The following is a 21622-nucleotide window of genomic DNA, read 5'->3' as shown; positions in this document are numbered from 1 at the left end:
AAGATTCGGCGCTGAACCCCGCCATTCGCACGAAATCATGTCGCGGGAAAACGGCTCCGGGCACATGCCCTTACGGAAGACACCGCCGCGAAAGCCCCGGCATGACGCGGCTGGCAGCGCCTTCCAGCGTGCCGGCCAGGTGTGAAGGCGCAGGGTGTGAAGGCGCAGGCCTCAGTGGTGATGCGCGGTCGGGCCGGGAATGTCGCGGGTCGGGCGCGGCAGGGGAATGGTGTCGCGGGAGACCGGCGGCAGCGACTTCAGCGCCTCGAGCACATGCGGGGCAAGGCCCTCGCCGCCGGCGGCGATGTGGTCCTCGATGCGCGCGCGCATGCGCGGATCCCAGAAGTCCTTGATGTGTTTGGCGACGCCCTTCACGGCCTTCTCATAGCCCTGCGGCTCGAAGAACTTGCCGATCTGGTTCGCCATATAGACCAGACGTTCCATCGTGTTAGCCGACATGGGCGAAACGCTCCTTCTCTGCCCCGTCCAGCACGATGCGATGGGGGTGGGTAAAGACTTCGAATCCGTCGTCACGGGCGATGGCGACGAGGGTGATGCCGGCCTTCTCCGCCGTGCGGACGGCGAGAGCGGTCGGCGCCGACACCGCCACCAGCACCGAGGCGCCCAGCATGGCGGTCTTCTGCACCATCTCGATCGACACCCGGCTGGTGAGCAGCACCAGCCCGCCGCCGGCCGCATGACCGCGCCTCACCAGATGGCCGACGAGCTTGTCGAGCGCATTATGGCGCCCGACATCCTCGCGCACGGCCACAAGCCCGGCTTCCGGCTCCCAGAACGCGGCCGCGTGCACGGCACGGGTCTGGTGGTTCAGCGTCTGCGCCGGGGGCAGCGCGGCCACCGCGCGGGAGATTTCCGCCGCCGTGAACCCTCGACCCTCCGGCACGGTGCGGGCGGGCTTCACCGCCAGCTCCAGACTTTCGACACCGCACAGCCCGCACCCCGTAGGGCCGGCGATCTGGCGGCGGCGGGCGACCTGTTCGCCCGCGCGCGTGGCGGTGAGCCAGAGACGCACCTCGACGCCGCTGACACCGTCCTCCTCGCCGAATTCGAGCGTCTCGATCTGCTCGACATCGGCGAGACTCTCGATGACGCCTTCGGTCAGGCTGAAGCCATAGCCGAAATCCTCGAGGTCGGCCGGCGTCGCCATCATCACGGCATAGGTGGAGCCGTTATGGACGATGGCGACGGGCGTCTCCTCGGGGATCGCCCGCTCGCCCGCCATCACCCCCGTGGAGGTGACGGCGCGGCGCGCAACGCGGGCGACCGGCGGGATCATGACAGCCCGGTCCCGCTCACTCCGCCGCCACCGCGATGCGGCGGCTCTGGCGGGTGAACTCGTCATAGTCTTCCTGCCACTCGGACGGGCCGTTGGAGCGGGCGATCTGCACCGCCGTCACCTTGAACTCGGGGCAATTGGTGGCCCAGTCCGAGAAGTCGGTGGTGACGACATTCGCCTGCGTCGTCGGGTGGTGGAAGGTGGTGTAGACGACGCCCGGCGCCACACGGTCGGTGATCTGCGCGCGCAGGGTGGTGGAGCCGGCGCGGCTGTCGATGCGCACCCAGTCGCCGTCGCGCACGCCGCGCTGCTCGGCGTCGTGCGGGTGGATTTCCAGCACGTCCTCGGGATGCCAGGCCACGTTCTCGGTGCGGCGGGTCTGCGCGCCGACATTGTAGTGGCTGAGGATGCGGCCGGTGGTGAGCAGCAGCGGGAAGCGGGGGCCCGAACGCTCGTCGGTCGGCACATATTCGGTGACGACGAACTTGCCCTTGCCGCGCGCGAAGCCGCCAATGTGCATGATCGGCATGCCCTCGGGATTGGCGTCGTTGCAGGGCCACTGCACCGAGCCCATCTCGTCCAGCTTCTTGAACGACACGCCGGCGAAGCTCGGGGTGAGCGCGGCGATCTCGTCCATGATCTGGGCGGGGTGGCTGTAGTTCCAGTCGAGGCCGATGGCGCGGGCGAGCATCTGGGTGACTTCCCAGTCGCCATAGCCATTCTTCGGCGCCATCACCTTGCGCACGAGCTGGATGCGGCGCTCGGCATTGGTGAAGGTGCCGTCCTTCTCGAGGAAGGTGCAGCCCGGCAGGAACACATGGGCATAGGCGGCGGTCTCGTTCAGGAACAGATCCTGCACGATCACCAGCTCCATCGCCGCGAGGCCGGAGGCGACGTGATGCGTGTCCGGGTCGGACTGCAGAATGTCCTCGCCCTGGATGTAGATCGCCTTGAACGTGCCGTCGACGGCCGCGTCCAGCATGTTGGGAATGCGCAGGCCGGGCTCGGGATCGAGCGGGCGGCCCCACATCGCCTCGAAGGTGGCGCGGGTGGCGTCGTCGGAGATGTGGCGGTAGCCCGGCAGCTCATGCGGGAACGAGCCCATGTCGCACGAGCCCTGCACGTTGTTCTGGCCGCGCAGCGGGTTCACGCCGACGCCGCGACGGCCGATATTGCCGGTCGCCATGGCGAGGTTGGCGATCGCCATCACCGTGGTCGAGCCCTGCGAGTGCTCGGTGACGCCGAGGCCGTAATAGATCGCCGCATTGCCGCCGGTGGCGTAGAGCCGGGCCGCGCCGCGAATCTGCTCGGCCGGCACGCCGGAGAGCTTCTCGACTTCCTCGGGCGAGTGACGCGCATCGGCGACGAACTCGGCCCAGTCCTGGAATTCCTCCCAGTCGCAGAACTGGCGGACATATTCCTCGTTCACCAGCCCCTCGGTCACGATGACATGGGCGAGCGAGGTGACGATGGCGACGTTGGTGCCCGGCTGCAGCGGCAGGTGGAAATCCGCCTTGATGTGGGGCGAACGCACGAGGTCGATGCGGCGCGGATCGATGACGATCAGCTTCGCACCCTCGCGCAGGCGCTTCTTCATGCGCGAACCGAACACCGGATGGCCGTCGGTCGGGTTGGCGCCGATCACCAGGATGACATCGGAATCCTCGACCGAGTCGAAATCCTGCGTGCCCGCCGAGGTGCCGAAGGCCTGGTTCAGGCCGTAGCCGGTCGGCGAATGGCAGACGCGGGCGCAGGTGTCGACATTGTTGGTGCCGAAGCCGGCGCGGATGATCTTCTGGACGAGATAGGCTTCCTCATTGGTGCAGCGCGAGGAGGTGATGCCGCCGACCGACTTGCGGCCATAGGTCTCCTGGATGCGCTTCAGCTCGGAGGCGGTGTAGGCGATCGCCTCTTCCCACGACACTTCGCGCCACGGCTCGGTGACCTTGGAGCGGATCATCGGCTTGAGGATGCGGTCCTGGTGCATCGCATAGCCCCAGGCGAAGCGGCCCTTGACGCAGCTATGGCCGCGATTGGCCTTGCCGTCCTTCCACGGCACCATGCGCACCACTTCCTGGCCGCGCATTTCCGCCTTGAAGGTGCAGCCGACGCCGCAATAGGCGCAGGTCGTCACCACCGAATGCTCGGGCGTGCCGATGTCGATCAGGCGCTTTTCGGAAAGCGTCGCGGTCGGGCAGGCCTGCACGCAGGCGCCGCAGGACACGCATTCCGAGGTGAGGAAGGCTTCCGACTGGCCGGGCGAGACGCGGCTGTCGAAGCCGCGGCCGGAAATGGTCAGCGCGAAGGTGCCCTGCACTTCCTCGCAGGCGCGCACGCAGCGATTGCAGACGATGCACTTGGCCGGGTCATAGGTGAAATACGGGTTCGACTCGTCCTTCGGCATGGCGAGCGCGGAGGAGGGGGCGAAGTGGTTCGCGCCCTCCATGCCGTAGCGCACTTCGCGCAGGCCGACCGCGCCGGCCATGTCCTGCAGTTCGCAGTCGCCATTGGCGGCGCAGGTCAGGCAGTCCAGCGGATGGTCGGAAATGTAGAGCTCCATCACCCCCTTGCGCAGCTGGGCGAGCCGCGGGGTCTGGGTGTGGACCTTGATGCCCGGCGCCACCGGCGTGGTGCAGGAGGCCGGGGTGCCGTTGCGGCCCTCGATCTCGATCAGGCAGAGACGGCAGGAGCCGAAGGCCTCCAGCGAATCGGTGGCGCAGAGCTTGGGGATCTGCGTCCCCATCTCCATCGCCGCGCGCATGATGGACGTGCCTTCCGGCACGGTCACTTCCATGCCGTCGATGGTGAGGGTCACCATCTTGTCGGTCTTCGGAGCCGGCGTACCGTAGTCGATCTCATGGATGAGAGACATGATGCGTCCTCCTCACTCGGCGGCTTCGAGGCGGCGCGGGGGTGCGCCGAATTCCTCGGGGAAATGGTTCAGCGCACTCAGCACCGGATACGGGGTGAACCCGCCAAGGGCGCAAAGCGATCCAAGCTTCATGGTCTGGCAGAGGTCGGTGAGCGTGGCGAGGTTGGCTTCGACGCGCTCGCCGGCAATGATCTTGTCCATCAGTTCGACGCCGCGCGTCGAGCCGATGCGGCAGGGCGTGCACTTGCCGCAGCTTTCCACGGAGCAGAACTCCATGGCGAAGCGCGCCATCTTGGCGAGGTCCGCGCTCTCGTCGAACACGACGATGCCGCCATGGCCGATCAGCGCGTCCTTGGCCGCGAAAGCCTCATAGTCGAAGGGCAGGTCGAACTGCCAGGTCGGCACATAGGCGCCGAGCGGGCCGCCGACCTGCGCCGCCTTCACCGGCTTGCCGGTGGCGGTGCCGCCGCCAATGTCGTTGATCAGTTCGCCGAGCGTGATGCCGAAGGCGGTTTCGAACAGGCCGCCGAACTTCACATTGCCGGCGATCTGGATCGGCATCGTGCCGCGCGAGCGGCCCATGCCGAAATTGGCGTAGAACTCGCCGCCATCGGCCAGGATATGCGGCACGGCGGTGAGCGAGAGCACGTTGTTGATGACGGTCGGCTTCTGGAACAGGCCCTTATGCGCCGGCAGCGGCGGCTTGGCGCGCACCGTGCCGCGCTTGCCTTCCAGGCTGTCGAGCAGGGCGGTTTCCTCGCCGCACACATAGGCGCCGGCGCCCATGCGCACTTCCATGTCGAAGCTGTAGGGCGAACCGGCGATGTTGACGCCGAGCATGCCATGGGCGCGCGCCACCTCGATCGCCTTCTCCATCGCCCAGATGGCGTGGGGATATTCGGAACGGGTGTAGACATAGCCCTTGGTGGCGCCGACCGCGATGCCGGCGATGGTCATGCCCTCGATCAGCTCGAAGGGGTCGCCTTCCATGATCATGCGGTCGGCGAAGGTGCCGCTGTCGCCTTCGTCGGCATTGCAGACGATGTATTTGCGGTCGGCCTTGGCGTCGGCCACGGTCTTCCACTTGATCGCGGTCGGGAAGCCGGCGCCGCCACGGCCGCGCAGGCCGGACTTCTTCACTTCCTCGATGATCTCGGCCGGCCCGAGCTGCAGCGCGCGCTCCAGGCCCTTATAACCGCCATGCGCGCGGTAATCGGCATAGGAGGCCGGGTCGATGATACCGCAGCGGGCGAAGGTGAGCCGGGTCTGCTTGGCGAGGAAGGGGTGCTCCTCCGGCTTGCCGATGCGCAGCGCATGGTCGCCGCCGGTGAGGAAGCCGGCCGCGAACAGGCCCTCGACATCGCCAGCCTCGACAGGGCCATAAGCGATGCGGCCCTCGGGCGTGACGACCTCGACCATCGGCTCAAGCCAGAGCATACCGCGCGAGCCGTTGCGCACGATCTCCACCGGCTGGCGCGCCGAAACGGCGGCAGCGGCGATCGCCTCGGCCACCTCGTCGGCGCCGCAGGCGATGGCGCAGGCATCCTTGGGAACGTAGATGCGGATGGTCACGACTGGGCCTCCTCGATCAGGGCGTCGAGCCGGCGCTCGTTGAGCCGCGCGACGATCCGGCCGTCCAGCATGGCGGAGGGCGCGGTCGCGCAGAGGCCGAGGCAGTAGATGGGCTCCACGGTGACGCGGCCATCGGCCGTGGTCTCGCCGAGCTTGCAGCCGAGCCTGTGCTCGGCATGTTCGGCCAGCGCATCGCCGCCCGCCGCCTGGCAGGCCTCGGCGCGGCAGAGCTTCAGCACATGGCGGCCGGCCGGCTCATGGCGGAAATCGTGATAGAAGGTCACGACGCCATGCACTTCGGCGCGCGAGACGTTCAGCTTCTCCGCCAGCATGGGCACGACGGCGTCGGGAACGTGGCCGAACGTCTCCTGCACCGCGTGGAGCATCGGCATCAGCGGGCCTTCCAGATGAGAAAACTCATCGATGACCGCGCGGGCGCGCTCGTCGCTCCAGGGTTCGTAATGCGGCATTTCTCCCGTAGCCTTCTTTTAGAATTTTCCAAAGGTGAGGATGGTACGCGGCGAAACTGAAATCAATTCAGGTGTTCCGTGCCACGATAGAATTTCTCTATCACCAATCAGACGGGTAGGCGCTTAACGTTCTGTTCATGTTCTACCCGCTTTGTTCCCTTATTGTTCTTGACCTGCGCGTTCTGGGCCGTATTCTGCCACCAGCGGGTGCGGAACGGCGGCGCCCCGACGTGCATTGCCGGATCTCCTGGGAGAGGGTGCGATGGTCCAGCGCGTGGCGACGGTGGCGTTCGAGGGGGTGGAGACGCGCCCGGTCGATGTTCAAGTTCAGGTGAGCCCCGGCCTGCCGGCCTTCAATCTCGTCGGCCTGGCCGACAAGGCGGTCACCGAAGCGAAGGAGCGGGTGCGGGCGGCCCTCACCGCCTCCGGCCTCGCGCTTCCCGCCCGCCGCATCACCGTCAACCTCGCCCCCGCCGACCTGCCGAAGGAAGGCAGCCATTACGACCTGCCCATCGCCCTCGGCCTCATGGCCGCGATCGGCGCCATCGGCCCGGACGCGCTGGAAGGCTTCACCGTGGTGGGCGAGCTCGCGCTGGACGGGCGCATCGCCGCGGTCTCCGGCGTGCTGCCGGCGGCCATCGGCGCCAATGCGCGCGGCCACGGGCTCATCTGCCCGGAGGCGTGCGGGCCGGAGGCGGCCTGGGCCAGCCCCGACATGGCGGTGCTGGCGCCGCACTCGCTGATCCAGCTGGTCAATCACTTCGCCGGCCGCCAACTCCTCAGCCGTCCGGAGCCGCGGCTGGAGGCGGGACCCGCCCAGCTGCCCGACCTCGCCGATGTGAAGGGCCAGGAAACGGCCCGGCGGGCGCTGGAGATCGCGGCGGCCGGGCGGCACAATCTTCTGCTCAGCGGCCCGCCCGGCGCCGGCAAATCCATGCTGGCGCAACGCCTGCCCTCGCTGCTGCCGCCGCTCACCCCCTCGGAGCTGCTGGAAGTGTCTATGGTCGCCTCGGTGGCCGGTACGCTGCAGGGCGGGGCACTGACCAGCCGGCGCCCGTTCCGCGCGCCGCACCATTCCGCCAGCATGGCGGCGATGGTGGGCGGCGGCATGCGGGCCCGGCCGGGCGAGGTCTCGCTGGCGCATAATGGCGTGCTGTTCCTCGACGAATTGCCGGAATTCGCCCCCGCCGTGCTCGATTCGCTGCGCCAGCCGCTGGAAACCGGCGAGGCGGTCATCGCACGCGCCAATCACCGGATTTCCTATCCCGCCCGCTTCCAGCTGATCGCGGCGATGAATCCCTGCCGCTGCGGCCGCGCCGGCGAACCGGGGCAGAGCTGCCGGCGCGGGCCGCGCTGCGCGGCGGAATATCAGGCGCGCCTCTCCGGCCCGTTCCTCGACCGGGTCGACCTGCATCTCGACGTGCCGGCCGTCGCAGCGGTCGATCTGGTTCGCCCGGGTCCCTCGGAGCCCAGTGCGGCCGTGGCGCGGCGGGTGGCGCAGGCGCGCAGGCTTCAGCGCGAGCGCTTCCTGGCACTCGGGCGGCCTGACCTGTTCACCAATGCCGAGGCGACGGGCCCGATCCTCGAAGAGATCGCCACACCCGACGCCGCCGGCACGGCCCTGCTGGCGGACGCGGCCAAGCTGATGCGCCTCTCCGCCCGCGGCTATCACCGGGTGCTGCGGGTGGCGCGCACTCTCGCCGATCTCGCCGGCGCGGAGACAGTCGGCCGGGGGCATCTCGCCGAGGCCTTGGCCTACCGCGCCGCTGCCGACCGCCAGGCCGCCGCCGCCTGACGGCGAAAGCGCGCGGCGGCCTGCCGGGGACATGCAGCGTGTGTCGCCGCCGCGCACGGGGGCGTCGCGTCCGGGCCGACCGTCATCGCCACCCCGCCCGCGCAGGCGCCTCGACACGACGGCTCGGCAGTCCCCCGGCACCGGCGCGACCCGTGCCCCCGTCTGTCACATGACCGTCTGAGAAATGTGATTCCTGTCACAAAACGCTATAGTGAAGGCAGCGTGGGGGATCGGACATGACGCAGCTGTTCGCCGAAGGGACTGTCGAGACACCGCCCACCTCGCGCTTTGCCGCCTCGCTCAACGCTCCCGGCCTCTCGGCCCTGCGCAGCTTCTTTACCCCTCGAACGGCCCTGCCCGGTGCCGCGCCGCTGCGGCTGGTGCCGGCGGCGCTCACCCCCTCCCGCCTGATGCCGGCCTTGCGCTCCTATTCCGGCGTGCGCCATCGCGGCAGCCGGGGTGAGCCCGGCCCGGCAACGCTGGGGCGCATCGGCGCGCTCGAAGTGCGGCTCGCGGTGACGGCGGCGGATGTGCGCCGCGCCCAGCGCCTGCGCTACGAAGTGTTCTACGAGGAAATGTCGGCGACCCCGGCCGCCGCCATGCGGCTCGCCCGGCGCGATGTCGACGCCTTTGACGGTATTTGCGATCACCTTCTCGTGCTCGACCATGAATCCTGCCGCATGGTGCGCGGCCGGCGCGTGCCGCGCGTCGTCGGCACCTACCGCCTGCTGCGGCAGGAGATCGCCGACCGGCACAACGGTTTCTACACGGCGAGCGAGTTCGACATCGCCCCGCTGCTGGCGCGCCACCCGCACCGCCGCTTCCTCGAACTCGGCCGCTCCTGCGTGCTCAGCTCCTACCGCACCAAGCGCACGGTGGAGCTGCTCTGGCACGGTATCTGGGCCTATGTGCGCCGCCATGGCATCGACGTGATGTTCGGCTGCGCCAGCCTGGAAGGCTGCGACCCGCAGGCGCTCGCCCGTCCGCTGGCCTTCCTGCACCATTTCGCGCCGACCGATCCGGAATGGGCGGCGCAGGCGCTGCCGCAACATGCCGCGCCGATGGACCTTGTTTCGGTCGAGGCGCTGGACGCCAAGGCGGCGCTGCTGGCGCTGCCGCCGCTCATCAAGGGCTATCTGCGTCTCGGCGCGCAGATCGGGCGCGGCGCGGTGATCGACCGCCAGTTCGGCACCACCGATGTGCTGATCGTGCTGCCGGTGGAGAAGATCAACCCGCGCTATCTCGATCATTTCGGTGTCAATGGCGAACGCCACGCCGCCTGAGCGCGGCATTTTGGGGCCATCGCCCCGTCCCACCGGGAGCCTTTCCGCTGAACACCTGTTCGGCTGAAAGGCTCCAAGCATTTGTTCCGGCGCATTGTCCTGGCGCGAACGGAAATCCACGTCGCGCGCGAAGGCTGCAGGTCAACCGCGGCCATCACCCGGCGCGGCCGGCCACGCGTTCCACGCTCTCCCCCTGCCCGTCGCCACCCACACCCGGCGTCTTGCGCAGCGGCCGGCGCGGGCCCATATCGCTCCCCAACGGGATGCCTTCACCGGGTCCCATCACACAAAGTCGCTTCAGACGAGGACTTTGGGAGCATGTCGCGTATTCCCTCGCTGTCGAGCCCCTTCCTGCTCGGCTTTGATGAGGTCGAGCGGGCGCTCGACCGTGTCATGAAAGGTTCCGACGGGTACCCGCCCTACAATATCGAGCGGGTGGCCACGCCGGATCAGCCGGAAAAACTCCGCATCACCCTGGCCGTCGCGGGCTTCACCCGCGAGCAGCTCGACGTGACGGTGGAGGAGAAGGAGCTCGTCATCCGCGGCCGCCAGAGCGAAGAGCCCGGGCGGGTCTTTCTTCACCGGGGCATCGCCGCCCGCCAGTTCCAGCGCGTCTTCGTGCTGGCCGAAGGCATGAAGGTGATCGGCGCCGAACTGAAGAACGGCCTGCTCTGCGTCGAACTGGTGCGACCGGAACCGGAACGCGTCGTCCGGCGTATCACCATTGCGACGGATGAGTGACGACGTCCCCCAGGCGGTCTCGACTGTACGCAGAGGAGTAGCCGATCATGACCAATGAATTTCACATCGACCCCGCTTCCGCCGGTTCGGCGCTCGCCGGCGCCCTCACGGCGGAAGATTTCGCCAATCTCGGCGGCGGGCATATCGCCTATCTGCGCACGATCCGTTCGGAAGAAGCGGCGGAAATGTTTCCGCAGGCGCATCTCTCGCCCGGTCTGGTGCTGTTCACCCTGCATGCCGCCGACGGCACGCCGATCATGCTGACCGACAGCCGTGAAGCGGCGATCGCCAATGCGATGCAGAACGAGCTGGTGACGCTCAGCGTCCACTGAACGCCCTCGCGCGCACGAAATGACGGCACCGCCCCCAGGGCGGTGCCGTTTTTCCTGCAACGCCGTGCCGGGCCGACCTCAGCGGCGCTTGGCCTCGATCATGTCCCACACCGTCACCGCGATGTCCGGCCCGCCAATGCGCTTGATGGCGCGAATGCCGGTGGGAGCGGTGACGTTGATCTCGGTGAGATGGCCGTCGATCACGTCGATACCGGTCAGCAGCAGCCCGCGCGCCCGCAGCGCCGGGCCCAGCCGCTCGCAGATCTCGCGCTCGCGGGCGGTGAGGTCGGTTTCCGCCGCAGCCCCGCCGCGCACCATGTTGGAACGCAGATCGCCTTCGCTCGGCACCCGGTTCACCGCACCGGCGAACACGCCGTCCACCAGAATGATGCGCTTGTCGCCGTGCTTCACCTCGGGGAGGAAGCGCTGCACCACCCAGGGCTCGCGCAAGGTGGTGGCGAACAGGTCGTAGAGCGAGCCGAAATTCAGGTCGTCGCGGGTGAGCCGGAACACCGAGGCGCCGCCATGGCCATAGAGCGGCTTCATCACGATGTCGCCGAACTCGTCGCGGAACGCCTTGATCTCATCGAGGTCGCGGGTAATCAGCGTCGGCGGCATCAGGTCGGGGAATTCGGTGACGAAGATCTTTTCCGGCGCGTTGCGCACATGGGCGGGGTCGTTCACGACAAGCGTCTTCGGGTGAATGCGCTCCAGCAGATGCGTGGCGGTGATGTAGCTCATGTCGAAAGGCGGGTCCTGCCGCATCAGGATCACGTCGAACGTATCGAGCCGCACCCGGCGCGCCTCGCCGAGCGTGTAGTGGTCGCCCTTCACATCGCGCACCTCCAGCGGGTGGACGGTGGCGAACACCTCGCCATCGCGCATCGCCATGCGGTCGGGCGTGTAATAGGCGAGCGCGTGGCCGCGCGCCTGCGCTTCCAACATCAGGGCGAAGGCGGAATCGCCGGCAATGTTGATGCGGTCGATCGGGTCCATCTGGACGGCGACGTTGAGGCTCATGGGAGTTCCGTCTGCGACAGGAGGGAGCCGGCCGGCGGCAGATGTGCCCGGCGGCGTTTTCATCTCCCTGTTTAGTCGCTCCCGCGTCGCCGCGCCACGGCCTCGTACCCCGCGCTCATTCCGCCTCGAAGGCGCCCGGCAGGTGGAGCGGCGGCGCGCCGGGCGCGACCAGAACCACGTCGAGCCGCTGGTCGAGCGTGGCGAGCTCAGGATGGCGCGCGAGGTAGATTTCCGCCGCGCCGACGATCCGCCGGCGCTGGCGCGGCAGGATCGATTCGGCCGCGAAACGCAGCGAGGCGCGGGCCTTCACCTCGATGAAGACGACAAGATCGCCGCGCCGCGCCACCAGGTCGATCTCGCCGCGCGGGGTGCGCACGCGCCGTTCCAGAATGGCGAAGCCTTCGGCCTCGAACAGGGCGGCGGCGGCGGCTTCCGCCGCCATGCCCCGGGTGAAGGCGGCCTGGCGGCGCTGAAGCGCCCGCGCACGCCCCGCATCCTCCGGCGCGCCGCCGTCAGCCATCGCCGCCCTGCAAGGCCAGCGCGCGGGCATAGACCGCGCGGCGCGGCAGCCCGGTCGCGGTCGCCACCGCCGCCGCGGCATCCTTCACCGAAAGGCTGGCCAAGGCCGCTTTCAGCGCGGCGTCGAGATCGGCCTCGCTCGATTCCTCCGCCATGGGCGGGCCGATCACCAGCACGATCTCGCCCTTGGGCGGGCCGGCCTCGACATAATGGGCGGCGAGCGCGTCCAGCGTGCCACGCCGCGCCTCCTCGAAAGTCTTGGTGAGTTCCCGGCACACCGCCGCCGGGCGCGGGCCGAGCCCGTCGGCGAGGTCGGCGAGGCTGTCGGGCAGGCGCGGGCCGCTCTCATAAAGGATCAGCGTCGCCGGCAGCGTCTTCAATTCGCTGATGCGGGTGCGGCGGGCGCCGCTCTTGGGCGGCAAAAAGCCCTCGAAGAAGAAGCGGTCGGTCGGCAGGCCGGCGGCCACCAGCGCGGCAAGGCTCGCCGACGCGCCCGGCAGCGGAATGACGCGGTGCCCGGCCTCGATCGCCGCCGCCACCAGCTTGTAGCCGGGGTCGGAAACCAGCGGCGTACCCGCATCCGACACCTGCGCCACCACGCCGCCTTCCGCCAGCCGGGCGAGCAGGCGCGGGCGGGCCTGCTCGGCATTGTGGTCGTGATAGGCCACCAGCTTCGTTTCGATACCGTAACGCTCCAGCAGCCGGCGGGTGACGCGGGTGTCCTCGCAGGCGATGAGATCGGCCCCGGCAAGGGTTTCCAGCGCGCGCAGGGTCACGTCGCCGAGATTGCCGATCGGCGTGGCGACGATGTAGAGCCCGGGCTGCGGCCGCGCGGCGGGCAGGCTGTGCGCGCCGATACGGAAGCTGCGCGGCGCGGAGGTCTCGGAGGAAGCGGAGGTAGCGGGAGAAAGGGTCATGCGTGCATTGTAGAGAGCCGCGCGGCCCGCGTCATGCGCCGCGTGCCGGGCCCGCTGAGCCCGCGCTCGCGGAAAATGACGGCCGAACGCGTGGATATTTAACGCTTTCGCGCCCCCGGCCGCGCGGAGAAGGTGACAGCGCGAGTCCCGCCGTCCTAAAAAGGTAGGCGACGTCGGCCAGGGTGGCAGGCGCACAGCCGAGCCGAACGCACCGCATGAACGCTAGGGATACGGCCGCGATCCGCACAGGCCTCGCCCGGACGAGCCGGCGCGGTTTTCTCCTCATGGCGGGCGCGGCGGGGCTGGCCGCTTGCTCCTCCGGGCCGGATATGGGGGCGCCGCAGGCGGCGCTGCCGCTGCCGGAGGCTCCGCCGACCGCCACTCCCGCCCTCGGCACCGGCACCCCCATCGGCCTCATCCTGCCGCTCGGCGCCAGCGGAAATGCCGGGGCGGTGGCGCTCTCGCTGCGCAATGCCGCCGAAATGGCGCTGTCGGAATTTTCCGGCGCGCGGATAAGGCTGATCGTCAAGGATGATGGCGGCACCGGGCCGGGGGCGCAGGCCGCTGCCAGCCAGGCCCTGGACGAGGGCGCCCGCGCGCTCATCGGTCCGCTCTTCGCCCATTCCGTCGCCGCCGCCGGACAGGTGGCACGCCAGCGCGGCGTGCCGCTGGTCGGCTTTTCCACCGATACCAATGTGGCGACGCAGGGGGTCTATCTCCTCAGCTTCCTGCCGCAGACCGATGTCGAGCGCGTCATCCGCTACACCGCCTCCCAGGGCCGGCGCTCCTATGTCGGGCTGGTGCCGGACAATGCCTATGGCTCGGTGGTCGAGGCCGCCTTCCGCGAGACCGTGCCTGTGGTCGGCGGGCGCGTGGTCGGGCTGGAGCGCTACGCCTCGGGCCGGGCGGCCGAGGCCGCGCGCCGCCTTGCCGGCTCGATGGCGCAGGCGGATGCCGTGTTCCTCCCGGATGCCGCCGGCACCGTGCCGCAGATCGTGCAGGCGCTGTCGGGCTCCGGCGCCAGCCTCGCCGGCAAGCAGCTGATCGGCACCGGCCTGTGGGACGATGCCAAGCTGTTCGCCAATCCCGCGATGAATGGCGGCCTCTTCGCCGCGCCGGACACAGCCGGCTTCCGCGCCTTCGCCGCCCGCTACCGCGCCCGCTTCGGCAGCGAGCCGGTGCGCACCACCACGCTCTCGCATGACGCGGTGTCGCTGATGGCGGCGCTGGTGAACTCCTATGGCGAGAACGGCATCACCGATGCGGCGATCCAGAACCCGTCGGGCTTTTCCGGCGTCGACGGCATTTTCCGCTTCCGCGCCGATGGCACCAATCAGCGCGGGCTGGCGGTGATGCAGATTTCCGGCGGCACCAGCCACATCGTCAGCCCGGCCCCGCGCAGCTTCGCGCAGGGGTGAGGGGCTTTCATTCGCCGTCATCCCGGACGGTCCGCAGGACCGATCCGGGATCGCTATCTCGTAGGAAACAGGCGGCAGACGATCCCGGCTCCCGCTGCGCTCGGCCGGGATGACGGCCGAAAGGGAGCCGCCGCGTCCCCCTACGCCGCCAGATCGGCGACAAGCGCATCGAGCACCGGCAGGCCGAGCGCGGTGGCGCGCAGGCGGTTCCCCGGCAGTTCCTCGATCATGCCGTCTTCCAGCAGCGCCGCCACGCGCGCGGGGTCGAAGCCGCGCCCCGCCAGCCGGGCGAAGCGGGCGCGGTCGATGCCCTCCATGAGCCGCAACCCCATCAGCAGATATTCGTCGGCCTGCTCGGCGCGGGTCAGCGTCTCGTCGGCGATGACACCATGGCCCTGCGCCTCCACCTTCGCCACCCATTCCTCCGGGCCGCGCTCGGTGGAGGTGGCGACCCGCCCCTCCGGCGTGTCGAGCCGTCCATGCGCGCCGGGCCCGATGCCGGCATATTCGCCATAGCGCCAGTACAGCAGATTGTGCTGGCTCTCCGCGCCCGGGCGGGCATGGTTGGAAATCTCATAGGCCGGCAGGCCGGCGGCGCGCGTCGTCTCCTGCGTCACGTCCCACAGGGCGCGCGCGACCTCGTCCTCGGGCACGATCAGCCGGCCGGCGCGGTGGAGGGCGGCGAAGGGCGTGCCCTCCTCAATGGTCAGCTGGTAGAGCGAGAGATGCTCGCAGCCCTCGTCGATGGCGCGGCGCAGCTCCGCCGCCCAGTCCGCCGGCCGCTGGTCCGGCCGGGCATAGATGAGATCGAAGGAGACGCGCTCGAAGGCGGCGCGCGCCACCGCCACCGCGCCGAGCGCCTCCTCCGCGCTGTGCATGCGCCCCAGCGCCTTCAGCGCGGCGTCGTCCAAGGCCTGCACGCCGAGCGAGACGCGGTTGACGCCCGCGGCGCGATAGCCGCGAAAACGGCCGGCCTCGACGCTGGTGGGGTTGGCCTCCAGCGTCACCTCGGCGCGCGCGTCGAGCGGCCAGGCCTCGTTAATGGCGTCGAGAATGGCGCCGACCGTCGCCGGCTCCATCAGCGACGGTGTGCCGCCGCCGAAGAACACGCTGTGGGTCCGCCGCTGGCCGATGCGTTCGCGCGTATGCGCGATCTCGGCCCGGAACGCCGCCACGAAGCGCGCCTGGTCCGGCGGCGCATGGCGGACATGCGAGTTGAAGTCGCAATAGGGGCATTTCGCCTTGCAGAACGGCCAATGCACATAGACGCCGAAGCCGGGGTCCGCCGGCGGCGGCGCGGGGGCGCGCTCAGTCAAACGTCGCCCCGAGGCAGGCCTGCGCCAGCGTCATGAAGGCCCGCGCGCGGTGGGAGAGGCCGCGCCCATGCGGCGGCAGGCCGTGCTTCTCGGCGCCGCTCATCTCGCCGAAAGTGCGCTCATGGCCATCGGGCTGGAACATCGGATCATAGCCAAAGCCGGCCGGCCCGCGCGGCGGCCAGACCAGCGTGCCGTTCACCACGCCCTCGAAATCCTCGACATGCCCGTCGGGCCAGGCGAGGCACAAGGCGGAGATGAAATGCGCCTTGCGCAGGTCGGGGAGTTCGGCCCCGGCATCGCGCAGTTCCTCCTCCACCCGCGTCATCGCGGCCATGAAGTCCTTTTCCGGCCCCGCCCAGCGGGCGGTGTAGAGCCCCGGCGCGCCGCCCAGCGCATCGACGCACAGGCCGGAATCGTCGGCGAAGGCCGGCAGGCCCGACGCATTGGCGGCGGCGATGGCCTTGATGCGGGCATTCTCGCCGAAGGTGAGGCCGGTTTCCTCCGGCTCGGGCAGGCCGAGCTCGCCGGCGGACACGGCGTCGATGCCATAGGGCGCCAGCAGGCCCCGCATCTCTTCCAGCTTGCCGGGATTATGGGTGGCGATGACGACCCGGCCTTCGAGCCGGCGGTGCGCGGCGGGGCTCATGCGACGGCCAGCTTCTGCAGATCGACCAGCTTGGCGACGCCCTTGCGGGCGAGGCCGAGCATGGCGTTGAACTCGTCCTCGGTGAACGGCGTCTTCTCCGCCGTGCCCTGCACCTCGACGAAGCCGCCGGAGCCGGTCATGACGAAGTTGACGTCGGTATGCGCCTCGGAATCCTCGGCATAGTCGAGATCGAGCCGCGGCTCGCCGTCGATGATGCCGCAGGAAACGGCGGCGAGATGGTCGCGCAGCGGCAGGGTGGAGAGCATGCCGCGCGCCTTCATCCAGCTCAGGCAGTCATGCAGCGCGATCCACGCCCCGGTGACGGAAGCGGTGCGGGTGCCGCCATCGGCCTGGATCACGTCGCAATCAATGGTGATCTGCCGCTCGCCGAGCTTTTCCAGATCCATCACCGCGCGCAGCGACCGGCCGATGAGGCGCTGGATTTCCTGGGTGCGGCCGGACTGCTTACCGGCAGAAGCCTCACGGCGCGTGCGGTCATGGGTGGCGCGCGGCAGCATGCCATATTCCGCCGTCACCCAGCCGCGCCCCTGCCCCTTCAGCCAGGGCGGCAGCCGCTCTTCCAGCGTGGCGGCGACGAGCACATGGGTCTCGCCGAACTTGACGAGGCAGGAACCCTCGGCATGGCGCAGCACGCCGCGCTCGAAGCTTACGGCCCGCATCTCGTCGGGAAGGCGGCGGGAAGGGCGCATGCGGACGATCTCCTGAACGGCGGCGGCGGGCCCGTCGCGACAGGCCCTGTGGGCGGACCTTGTAAGGGCGGCGCGGGCCCGGTGCAATCGCCAGCCGTCCCTCACGGCCCAATGACGGGGCCTCGGCACGCGCCGCCTTGTACATGGGCGGCGATTACCGAGATAATAGACACCCATGACCGGGTAGACGAGACAAGGGACAGGCCCCGCGATGCCCCTCGACCCATTTCTCTCCGCCACCGCGCCGTCGCTGGCGCGGCTCGACGAGCGCTCGCGCGAGATTTTCCGGCAGATTGTCGAGACCTATCTCGCCACCGGCGAGCCGGCCGGCTCGCGCAACATCTCCCGGCTCATCCCCATGACCCTGTCGCCCGCCTCGGTGCGCAATGTGATGGCGGACCTCGAAGCGGCGGGGCTGATCTTCGCTCCCCACACCAGCGCCGGCCGTCTGCCGACCGAGCTGGGGCTGCGCTTCTTCGTCGATGCGCTGCTGGAGATCGGCGACGTTTCGGAAGACGAGCGCAACTCGATCGAGACCCAGGTGCGCGCCGCCGCCCGCGCCCAGACGGTGGACGGGGTGCTGGCGGAAGCCTCCAACCTGCTCTCCGGCCTCTCGCGCGGCGCTGGCGTCGTCACGACAGGCAAGACCGATGTGCGGCTCAAACATATCGAATTCGTGCCGCTCGACCCCAGCCGGGCGTTGCTGATCCTCGTCTCCGAGGATGGCGAGGTGGAAAACCGCCTCGTGCCGCTGCCCAAGGGCCTGCCCTCCTCCGCGCTGGTGGAAGCGACCAACTTCCTCAGCGCGCTGACGCGCGGGCGCACGCTGGTGGAACTGCGCACCGAGGTGGAGCGCACCCTCGCCGCCCGCCGCGCCGAACTCGACGAGGTGACGGCGCGGGTGGTGGAAAGCGGCATGGCCAGCTGGTCGGGCGGCGACAAGGCGGAGCGGCGGCTCATCGTGCGCGGCCAGACGCGGCTGCTGCACGATCTGCGCGCCATCGAGGATCTGGAGCGGGTGCGTCTGCTGTTCGACGATCTCGAAGCCAAGCAGGAGGTTGTGGACCTGCTCGGGCGGGCCGAGGACGCGCAGGGCCTGCGCATTTTCATCGGCTCGGAGAACAAGCTGTTCTCGCTGTCGGGCTCCTCCACCATCGTCGCGCCCTATCGCGACGGGCAGGGCAGGGTGGTCGGCGTGCTCGGCGTCATCGGGCCGACGCGGCTCAACTATGCCCGCATCGTGCCGATGGTCGACTTCACCGCCCGCGTCGTCAGCCGCGTCCTCGCCGGTCCGGGGATTGACGCGGCTTGATTTTTGCGGCTTCCGCCCCGATATGGCGGGCGTCCGTGCGGCCCTGCCGCCGGGACGGATTCATTGTTCGACGAGGTATTCATGAGCGACGAAAACCGCACTCCGGCTGACCAGCCCGAAACGGGTGATCAGACTGTCGACGCCGGCCACGGCGCTGCGGGCGCGCCGGACGACCTCGCTGCCGCCTTCGCCGCCGAGAAGGAACAGCTCGAGGCCGAGATCGCCGCGCTGAAGGACAAGTTCCTGCGCGCCTTCGCCGAGGCCGACAATGTGCGCCGCCGCGCCGAGCGCGAGGTGGCGGACGCCAAGATCTACGGCATCACCGGCTTTGCCCGCGACATCCTCACCGTGGCCGACGATTTCGAGCGCGCGCTCGGCGCCATCGACGCCGAGGCCCGCGCCAAGGCCGACGGTACGCTGAAGACGCTGCTGGAAGGCATCGACCTCACCGGCCGCGCTTTGCTGCACGCGCTGTCCAAGCACGGCGTGGCGCGCATCGAGGCGGAAGGGGCGAAGTTCGATCCGAACATGCATCAGGCGATGTTCGAGGTGCCCAACACCGAGGTGCCCACCGGCACCGTGGTTCAGGTCATCCAGCCCGGCTACAAGCTCGGCGAGCGCGTGCTGCGCCCGGCGCTGGTCGGTGTCTCCAAGGGCGGGCCGAAGGCGGCCCCCACGGACGCCCCGCCGGCCGGAAACTGAGCCGCGCTCCGCGCGCGCCGGCACATCCGACCTGAAAAAGGGCCCCGCGGGGCCCTTTTTTGCGGGTGGTTCAGAAGATCAGCGCAGGGTCACGCCGTCGCGCACGGCCCGCATGGCGGTGTAGTCGGTGTCGAAATTCTCCGTCGCCGCCACGCCGACCATGCGCAGATAGCCGTTGCGGCCGAAGCTGAGCCACTGCGCCACCTTCACCGGCGTACCGCTCTGCTGGTCCACCGCATTGGCGATCAGCTCATAGCCGGGCTGGCCGCCGACGCGCAGCGGGCCGCCGCGCTCGACGCGCAGTTCCTTGATGCCCGGCACGCTGGCGATCGCCCGCTTGGCCACCGCCTCCCGCTCATCCTCGCGAATTTCACCGGGCCCGACGGCGACGATGAAAAAGGACTGGGACTGCATCTCGCCCTTGTCCGCCGGGGCGGCATCGGCCTTGGTGAGCAGCACCGCATTATTGCCGATCACCTTCATCACCTTGTAGCCGCTCAGCTGGTCCAGCGTGAAGGGCAGCTTGGCGAGCATTTCCTCGGTGCTGGGGGGCGCGCGGAACACCACGGTCTTCAGCGCCTCCTCGACCTTGGCGTCGGGATAGCGGCTGCTGGAAGCCTCGGGGAACTGCACCGTCACCATGCCGGTCTGGTCCTTGCCGCCGGCGATGAGGATCCATTTCTTCAGCGCCCCGGCACCCACGGTCTGAAAGCCCTTGAGCAGCACCGCCGGCACGCCATCGGCGAGCGTCACGTCGCGGCGCTCCTCCACCGTCACGCCCTGCTTCTCCAGCTCCTTGGCGGCGAAGCTCTTGGTGATCTCCTCATAAGCGGGCTTGGGCATTTCAAGCACGAGCAGCGAGGCGCTGGCGGCACGGTCCTGGAAGCCGGGCACGCCGGGCACGGGGATCATGCCCTCCGGCGGCACCAGGCCGATCGTGCCCTCATTGACGAACACCGTCTGGGCGGCAGCGGGAAGGGCGAGCGCCGCCAGCACAAAGGCAGCGGCGGCAAGGCGGGCAACACGGCGCATTCGCAATCCTTCAAAACTCAAGGCGGCTGTAACTTCGCCCTTTCTGCGCATTCATCAAGGCCGAATTTCGCTCGTGCCCGCCCTGTGTACCCGCCGTAACGTCAGATTGATGCGCCCCGGCTGCTTCAAAAGCGTCGAGGTGCCGGGATAGATGCGGTCAATGCCGTGAAAGGCCAGCCGCGCCGGCCCTGCCAGCAGCAGCGCGTCGCCCGAGGCGAGGCGGAGCGAACGGGTGGCATCGCTGCGCGCCGTGCCGCCGATGCGGAACAGCGCGGTGTCGCCGAGCGACAGCGAGAGAACCGGAGCGGAAAACTCCTCCTCGTCGCGGTCCTGATGCAGCCCCATTCGCGCCTCAGGCCCATACCAGTTGATGAGGCAGGCCTCGGGTGCCAGATCGACGCCCGCCAGCGCGTCCCAGGCGCGGATCAGCACAGGCGGGAAGGGCGGCCAGGGCTGGCCGGTCTCGGGATGGGTCGGCTGGTAGCGATAGCCCGACACGTCCGACACCCAGCCGAGCGGCCCGCAATTGGACATGCGGACGGAGAAAGCCTTGCCCGTGCGCGGCATGAGCGGGGTGAACAGCGGCGCCGCAGCGAGGACGGCGCGCAGCTCCTCCGCCAGCGCTTCCTGCCCCTGCCGGTCGAGCCAGCCCGGCCAGTAGCGGCAGCCGGGCACGATGTCGACCGCCGCCGTCACGTCAGAGCTTCCTCAGCGCCACCGCCTCGACCTCGTGGTCGCCGCCCTTGCGCAGGATGAGGTCGGCGCGCTGGCGGGTGGGCAGGATGTTCTCGCGCAGGTTCACGAGGTTGATCGAGCGCCAGATGGCGCGGGCGGTGGCGTCCGCCTCCGCGCCTGTGAGGCTGGAATAGCGGTGGAAATAGGCTTTGGGATCGCGGAAGGCGGTTTCGCGCAGCCGCATGAAGCGCTCGACATACCAGCGCTCCAGAATGGTCTCGTCGGCGTCGATATAGACCTTGAAGTCGAAGAAGTCGGAGACGAAGGGAATGCCCTTGCCATCCTTGGGCGGGCGGCTGGTCTGCAGCACATTCAGCCCCTCGACGATGAGAATATCGGGCTGATCGACCTCGATCGCCGCATTGGGCGTCACGTCATAGTCGAAATGGCTGTAGAGCGGCGCCCGCACCGGCCGGCGGCCGGCCTTGATGTCGGTGAGGAAGTGCAGCAGCGCCGGCAGGTCGTAGCTTTCCGGGAAGCCCTTGCGCCCCATCAGCCCTTCCTGTTCCAGAATGGCATTGGGCAGCAGGAAGCCGTCCGTGGTCACCAGCGCCACCTTCGGCGTGTTCGGCCAGCGCGCCAGCAGCGCCTGCAGCACGCGGGCGGTGGTGGACTTGCCGACCGCCACCGAGCCGGCGACGCCGATGATATAGGGCATCTTGCCGTTCTGCTCGGGGCCGAGGAATTTCTGCATCTGCCGGAACAGTTTCTGCGTCGCCCCGACATAGATCGAGAGCAGGCGCGACAGTGGCAGGTAGATTTCCTCGATCTCGGGAAGCGACAGCCGGTCATTGAGACCCTGCAGCCGCTGGATCTCGTCCGGCTTCAAGGGTTGGGGCGTGTCGGCGCGCAAAGCCGCCCATTCGGCGCGGCTGAATTGACGGAAAGGCGACAGCACCGCCCCGTCGAGCTTCAGGTCCATGGTAGCGTTTC

Annotated in this window: 21 protein-coding genes; 7 read left to right on the top strand and 14 right to left on the bottom strand. The window is 69.2% G+C overall.

Annotation, left to right across the window (positions count from 1 at the left end):
* Window positions 1-171: 171 nt before the first annotated feature.
* Genes J2S75_RS04655 through J2S75_RS04635 form a run of 5 tightly spaced genes read right to left on the bottom strand, consistent with a single transcriptional unit; the run spans window position 172 to window position 6211 of the window.
* The gene (locus J2S75_RS04655; RefSeq protein ID WP_244380262.1) at window positions 172-459 is read right to left on the bottom strand and encodes a formate dehydrogenase subunit delta; all 288 of its coding nucleotides are present in this window, start codon (window positions 457-459) and stop codon (window positions 172-174) included.
* Complete coding sequence (gene fdhD, locus J2S75_RS04650; protein WP_307018648.1) at window positions 449-1297, bottom strand: formate dehydrogenase accessory sulfurtransferase FdhD; 849 nt, start codon at window positions 1295-1297, stop codon at window positions 449-451. The genes J2S75_RS04655 and fdhD overlap by 11 nt, the downstream gene beginning before the upstream one ends.
* Window positions 1298-1313: 16 nt before the next feature.
* Complete coding sequence (gene fdhF / locus J2S75_RS04645; protein ID WP_307018646.1) at window positions 1314-4169, bottom strand: formate dehydrogenase subunit alpha; 2856 nt, start codon at window positions 4167-4169, stop codon at window positions 1314-1316.
* 12 nt (window positions 4170-4181) lie between these two features.
* Window positions 4182-5741: a formate dehydrogenase beta subunit gene (locus J2S75_RS04640; RefSeq protein ID WP_307018644.1), complete on the bottom strand. Its 1560-nt coding sequence runs from the start codon at window positions 5739-5741 to the stop codon at window positions 4182-4184.
* Window positions 5738-6211, bottom strand: coding sequence for a formate dehydrogenase subunit gamma (locus J2S75_RS04635; protein ID WP_244380283.1), 474 nt, complete (start codon window positions 6209-6211; stop codon window positions 5738-5740). The genes J2S75_RS04640 and J2S75_RS04635 overlap by 4 nt, the downstream gene beginning before the upstream one ends.
* A gap of 262 nt (window positions 6212-6473) precedes the next feature.
* On the opposite strand from J2S75_RS04635, the gene J2S75_RS04630 reads away from it, so the two are divergent.
* The 4 genes from J2S75_RS04630 (at window position 6474) to J2S75_RS04615 (ending at window position 10362) form a co-directional block, all read left to right on the top strand.
* Window positions 6474-8006: a YifB family Mg chelatase-like AAA ATPase gene (locus J2S75_RS04630; protein ID WP_307018641.1), complete on the top strand. Its 1533-nt coding sequence runs from the start codon at window positions 6474-6476 to the stop codon at window positions 8004-8006.
* Window positions 8007-8242: 236 nt separating this feature from the next.
* Window positions 8243-9289: a l-ornithine N(alpha)-acyltransferase gene (gene olsB / locus J2S75_RS04625; protein WP_307018639.1), complete on the top strand. Its 1047-nt coding sequence runs from the start codon at window positions 8243-8245 to the stop codon at window positions 9287-9289.
* Window positions 9290-9607: 318 nt separating this feature from the next.
* Window positions 9608-10030, top strand: a complete 423-nt coding sequence (locus J2S75_RS04620; RefSeq protein ID WP_307018637.1) for an Hsp20 family protein — start codon at window positions 9608-9610, stop codon at window positions 10028-10030.
* Between the two features lie 47 nt (window positions 10031-10077).
* Window positions 10078-10362, top strand: coding sequence for a BQ00720 family protein (locus J2S75_RS04615; protein ID WP_018388532.1), 285 nt, complete (start codon window positions 10078-10080; stop codon window positions 10360-10362).
* 78 nt (window positions 10363-10440) lie between these two features.
* Here the strand turns inward: J2S75_RS04615 and gshB are convergent, their stop codons facing one another.
* From gshB to rsmI, 3 genes are all read right to left on the bottom strand, one after another.
* Window positions 10441-11382 carry a glutathione synthase gene (gshB, locus tag J2S75_RS04610; RefSeq protein WP_307018633.1) on the bottom strand — a complete coding sequence of 314 codons (942 nt, stop codon included), beginning with the start codon at window positions 11380-11382 and terminating at the stop codon, window positions 10441-10443.
* 115 nt (window positions 11383-11497) lie between these two features.
* A complete protein-coding gene (locus J2S75_RS04605) occupies window positions 11498-11902 on the bottom strand; it encodes a YraN family protein (protein ID WP_307018631.1) in 405 nt (134 codons plus the stop codon).
* The gene (gene rsmI / locus J2S75_RS04600) at window positions 11895-12818 is read right to left on the bottom strand and encodes a 16S rRNA (cytidine(1402)-2'-O)-methyltransferase (protein ID WP_307018629.1); all 924 of its coding nucleotides are present in this window, start codon (window positions 12816-12818) and stop codon (window positions 11895-11897) included. The genes J2S75_RS04605 and rsmI overlap by 8 nt, the downstream gene beginning before the upstream one ends.
* A 215-nt stretch (window positions 12819-13033) precedes the next feature.
* Between rsmI and J2S75_RS04595 the strand changes: the two genes are divergently transcribed.
* Entirely contained in the window at window positions 13034-14236 is a 1203-nt protein-coding gene (locus tag J2S75_RS04595; RefSeq protein WP_307018627.1) for a penicillin-binding protein activator, read from the top strand.
* Window positions 14237-14376: 140 nt separating this feature from the next.
* On the opposite strand, the gene hemW is transcribed toward J2S75_RS04595, so the two are convergent.
* From hemW to rph, 3 genes are read right to left on the bottom strand one after another with little or no spacing between them, the layout of a single operon-like run.
* Entirely contained in the window at window positions 14377-15552 is a 1176-nt protein-coding gene (gene hemW / locus J2S75_RS04590) for a radical SAM family heme chaperone HemW (protein ID WP_307018625.1), read from the bottom strand.
* Window positions 15545-16198, bottom strand: coding sequence for an RdgB/HAM1 family non-canonical purine NTP pyrophosphatase (gene rdgB, locus J2S75_RS04585; RefSeq protein WP_244380322.1), 654 nt, complete (start codon window positions 16196-16198; stop codon window positions 15545-15547). Before rdgB ends, hemW begins: the two co-directional genes overlap by 8 nt.
* Window positions 16195-16908, bottom strand: a complete 714-nt coding sequence (gene rph, locus J2S75_RS04580) for a ribonuclease PH (protein ID WP_307018623.1) — start codon at window positions 16906-16908, stop codon at window positions 16195-16197. Before rph ends, rdgB begins: the two co-directional genes overlap by 4 nt.
* A gap of 211 nt (window positions 16909-17119) precedes the next feature.
* Here rph and hrcA point away from each other — a divergent pair, with 211 nt between their 5' ends.
* Both hrcA and grpE read left to right on the top strand, forming a co-directional pair.
* Window positions 17120-18220 (top strand): heat-inducible transcriptional repressor HrcA, encoded by a 1101-nt coding sequence (gene hrcA, locus J2S75_RS04575; protein ID WP_307018621.1) that lies wholly within the window; start codon window positions 17120-17122, stop codon window positions 18218-18220.
* 81 nt (window positions 18221-18301) lie between these two features.
* Window positions 18302-18922, top strand: a complete 621-nt coding sequence (gene grpE, locus J2S75_RS04570) for a nucleotide exchange factor GrpE (RefSeq protein WP_307018619.1) — start codon at window positions 18302-18304, stop codon at window positions 18920-18922.
* A 78-nt stretch (window positions 18923-19000) separates the two neighbouring features.
* Here the strand turns inward: grpE and J2S75_RS04565 are convergent, their stop codons facing one another.
* From J2S75_RS04565 to coaA, 3 genes are read right to left on the bottom strand one after another with little or no spacing between them, the layout of a single operon-like run.
* Entirely contained in the window at window positions 19001-19954 is a 954-nt protein-coding gene (locus J2S75_RS04565; RefSeq protein ID WP_307018616.1) for a hypothetical protein, read from the bottom strand.
* A gap of 54 nt (window positions 19955-20008) precedes the next feature.
* A complete protein-coding gene (locus J2S75_RS04560) occupies window positions 20009-20650 on the bottom strand; it encodes an alpha-ketoglutarate-dependent dioxygenase AlkB family protein (protein WP_307018614.1) in 642 nt (213 codons plus the stop codon).
* Window position 20651: 1 nt separating this feature from the next.
* Window positions 20652-21611 (bottom strand): type I pantothenate kinase, encoded by a 960-nt coding sequence (gene coaA / locus J2S75_RS04555; protein WP_244380339.1) that lies wholly within the window; start codon window positions 21609-21611, stop codon window positions 20652-20654.
* Between the last annotated feature and the right edge of the window lie 11 nt (window positions 21612-21622).

This window comes from Ancylobacter polymorphus (assembly GCF_030813495.1).
Lineage (GTDB): Bacteria > Pseudomonadota > Alphaproteobacteria > Rhizobiales > Xanthobacteraceae > Ancylobacter > Ancylobacter polymorphus.
Note: the sequence above shows the minus strand (reverse complement) of the source record. Positions and strands in the feature narration are given on the sequence as shown.

Coding starts and splice junctions, on each gene's coding strand:
- fdhD (WP_307018648.1), bottom strand. CDS start 1,297: ATGATCCCGCCGGTCGCCCGCGTTGCGCGCCGCGCCGTCACCTCCACG.
- J2S75_RS04615 (WP_018388532.1), top strand. CDS start 10,078: ATGACCAATGAATTTCACATCGACCCCGCTTCCGCCGGTTCGGCGCTC.
- J2S75_RS04565 (WP_307018616.1), bottom strand. CDS start 19,954: ATGCGCCGTGTTGCCCGCCTTGCCGCCGCTGCCTTTGTGCTGGCGGCG.
- coaA (WP_244380339.1), bottom strand. CDS start 21,611: ATGGACCTGAAGCTCGACGGGGCGGTGCTGTCGCCTTTCCGTCAATTC.
- J2S75_RS04630 (WP_307018641.1), top strand. CDS start 6,474: ATGGTCCAGCGCGTGGCGACGGTGGCGTTCGAGGGGGTGGAGACGCGC.
- rsmI (WP_307018629.1), bottom strand. CDS start 12,818: ATGACCCTTTCTCCCGCTACCTCCGCTTCCTCCGAGACCTCCGCGCCG.
- olsB (WP_307018639.1), top strand. CDS start 8,243: ATGACGCAGCTGTTCGCCGAAGGGACTGTCGAGACACCGCCCACCTCG.
- fdhF (WP_307018646.1), bottom strand. CDS start 4,169: ATGTCTCTCATCCATGAGATCGACTACGGTACGCCGGCTCCGAAGACC.
- hrcA (WP_307018621.1), top strand. CDS start 17,120: ATGCCCCTCGACCCATTTCTCTCCGCCACCGCGCCGTCGCTGGCGCGG.
- J2S75_RS04635 (WP_244380283.1), bottom strand. CDS start 6,211: ATGCCGCATTACGAACCCTGGAGCGACGAGCGCGCCCGCGCGGTCATC.
- grpE (WP_307018619.1), top strand. CDS start 18,302: ATGAGCGACGAAAACCGCACTCCGGCTGACCAGCCCGAAACGGGTGAT.
- J2S75_RS04620 (WP_307018637.1), top strand. CDS start 9,608: ATGTCGCGTATTCCCTCGCTGTCGAGCCCCTTCCTGCTCGGCTTTGAT.
- J2S75_RS04595 (WP_307018627.1), top strand. CDS start 13,034: ATGAACGCTAGGGATACGGCCGCGATCCGCACAGGCCTCGCCCGGACG.
- rdgB (WP_244380322.1), bottom strand. CDS start 16,198: ATGAGCCCCGCCGCGCACCGCCGGCTCGAAGGCCGGGTCGTCATCGCC.
- J2S75_RS04605 (WP_307018631.1), bottom strand. CDS start 11,902: ATGGCTGACGGCGGCGCGCCGGAGGATGCGGGGCGTGCGCGGGCGCTT.
- J2S75_RS04655 (WP_244380262.1), bottom strand. CDS start 459: ATGTCGGCTAACACGATGGAACGTCTGGTCTATATGGCGAACCAGATC.
- rph (WP_307018623.1), bottom strand. CDS start 16,908: ATGCGCCCTTCCCGCCGCCTTCCCGACGAGATGCGGGCCGTAAGCTTC.
- gshB (WP_307018633.1), bottom strand. CDS start 11,382: ATGAGCCTCAACGTCGCCGTCCAGATGGACCCGATCGACCGCATCAAC.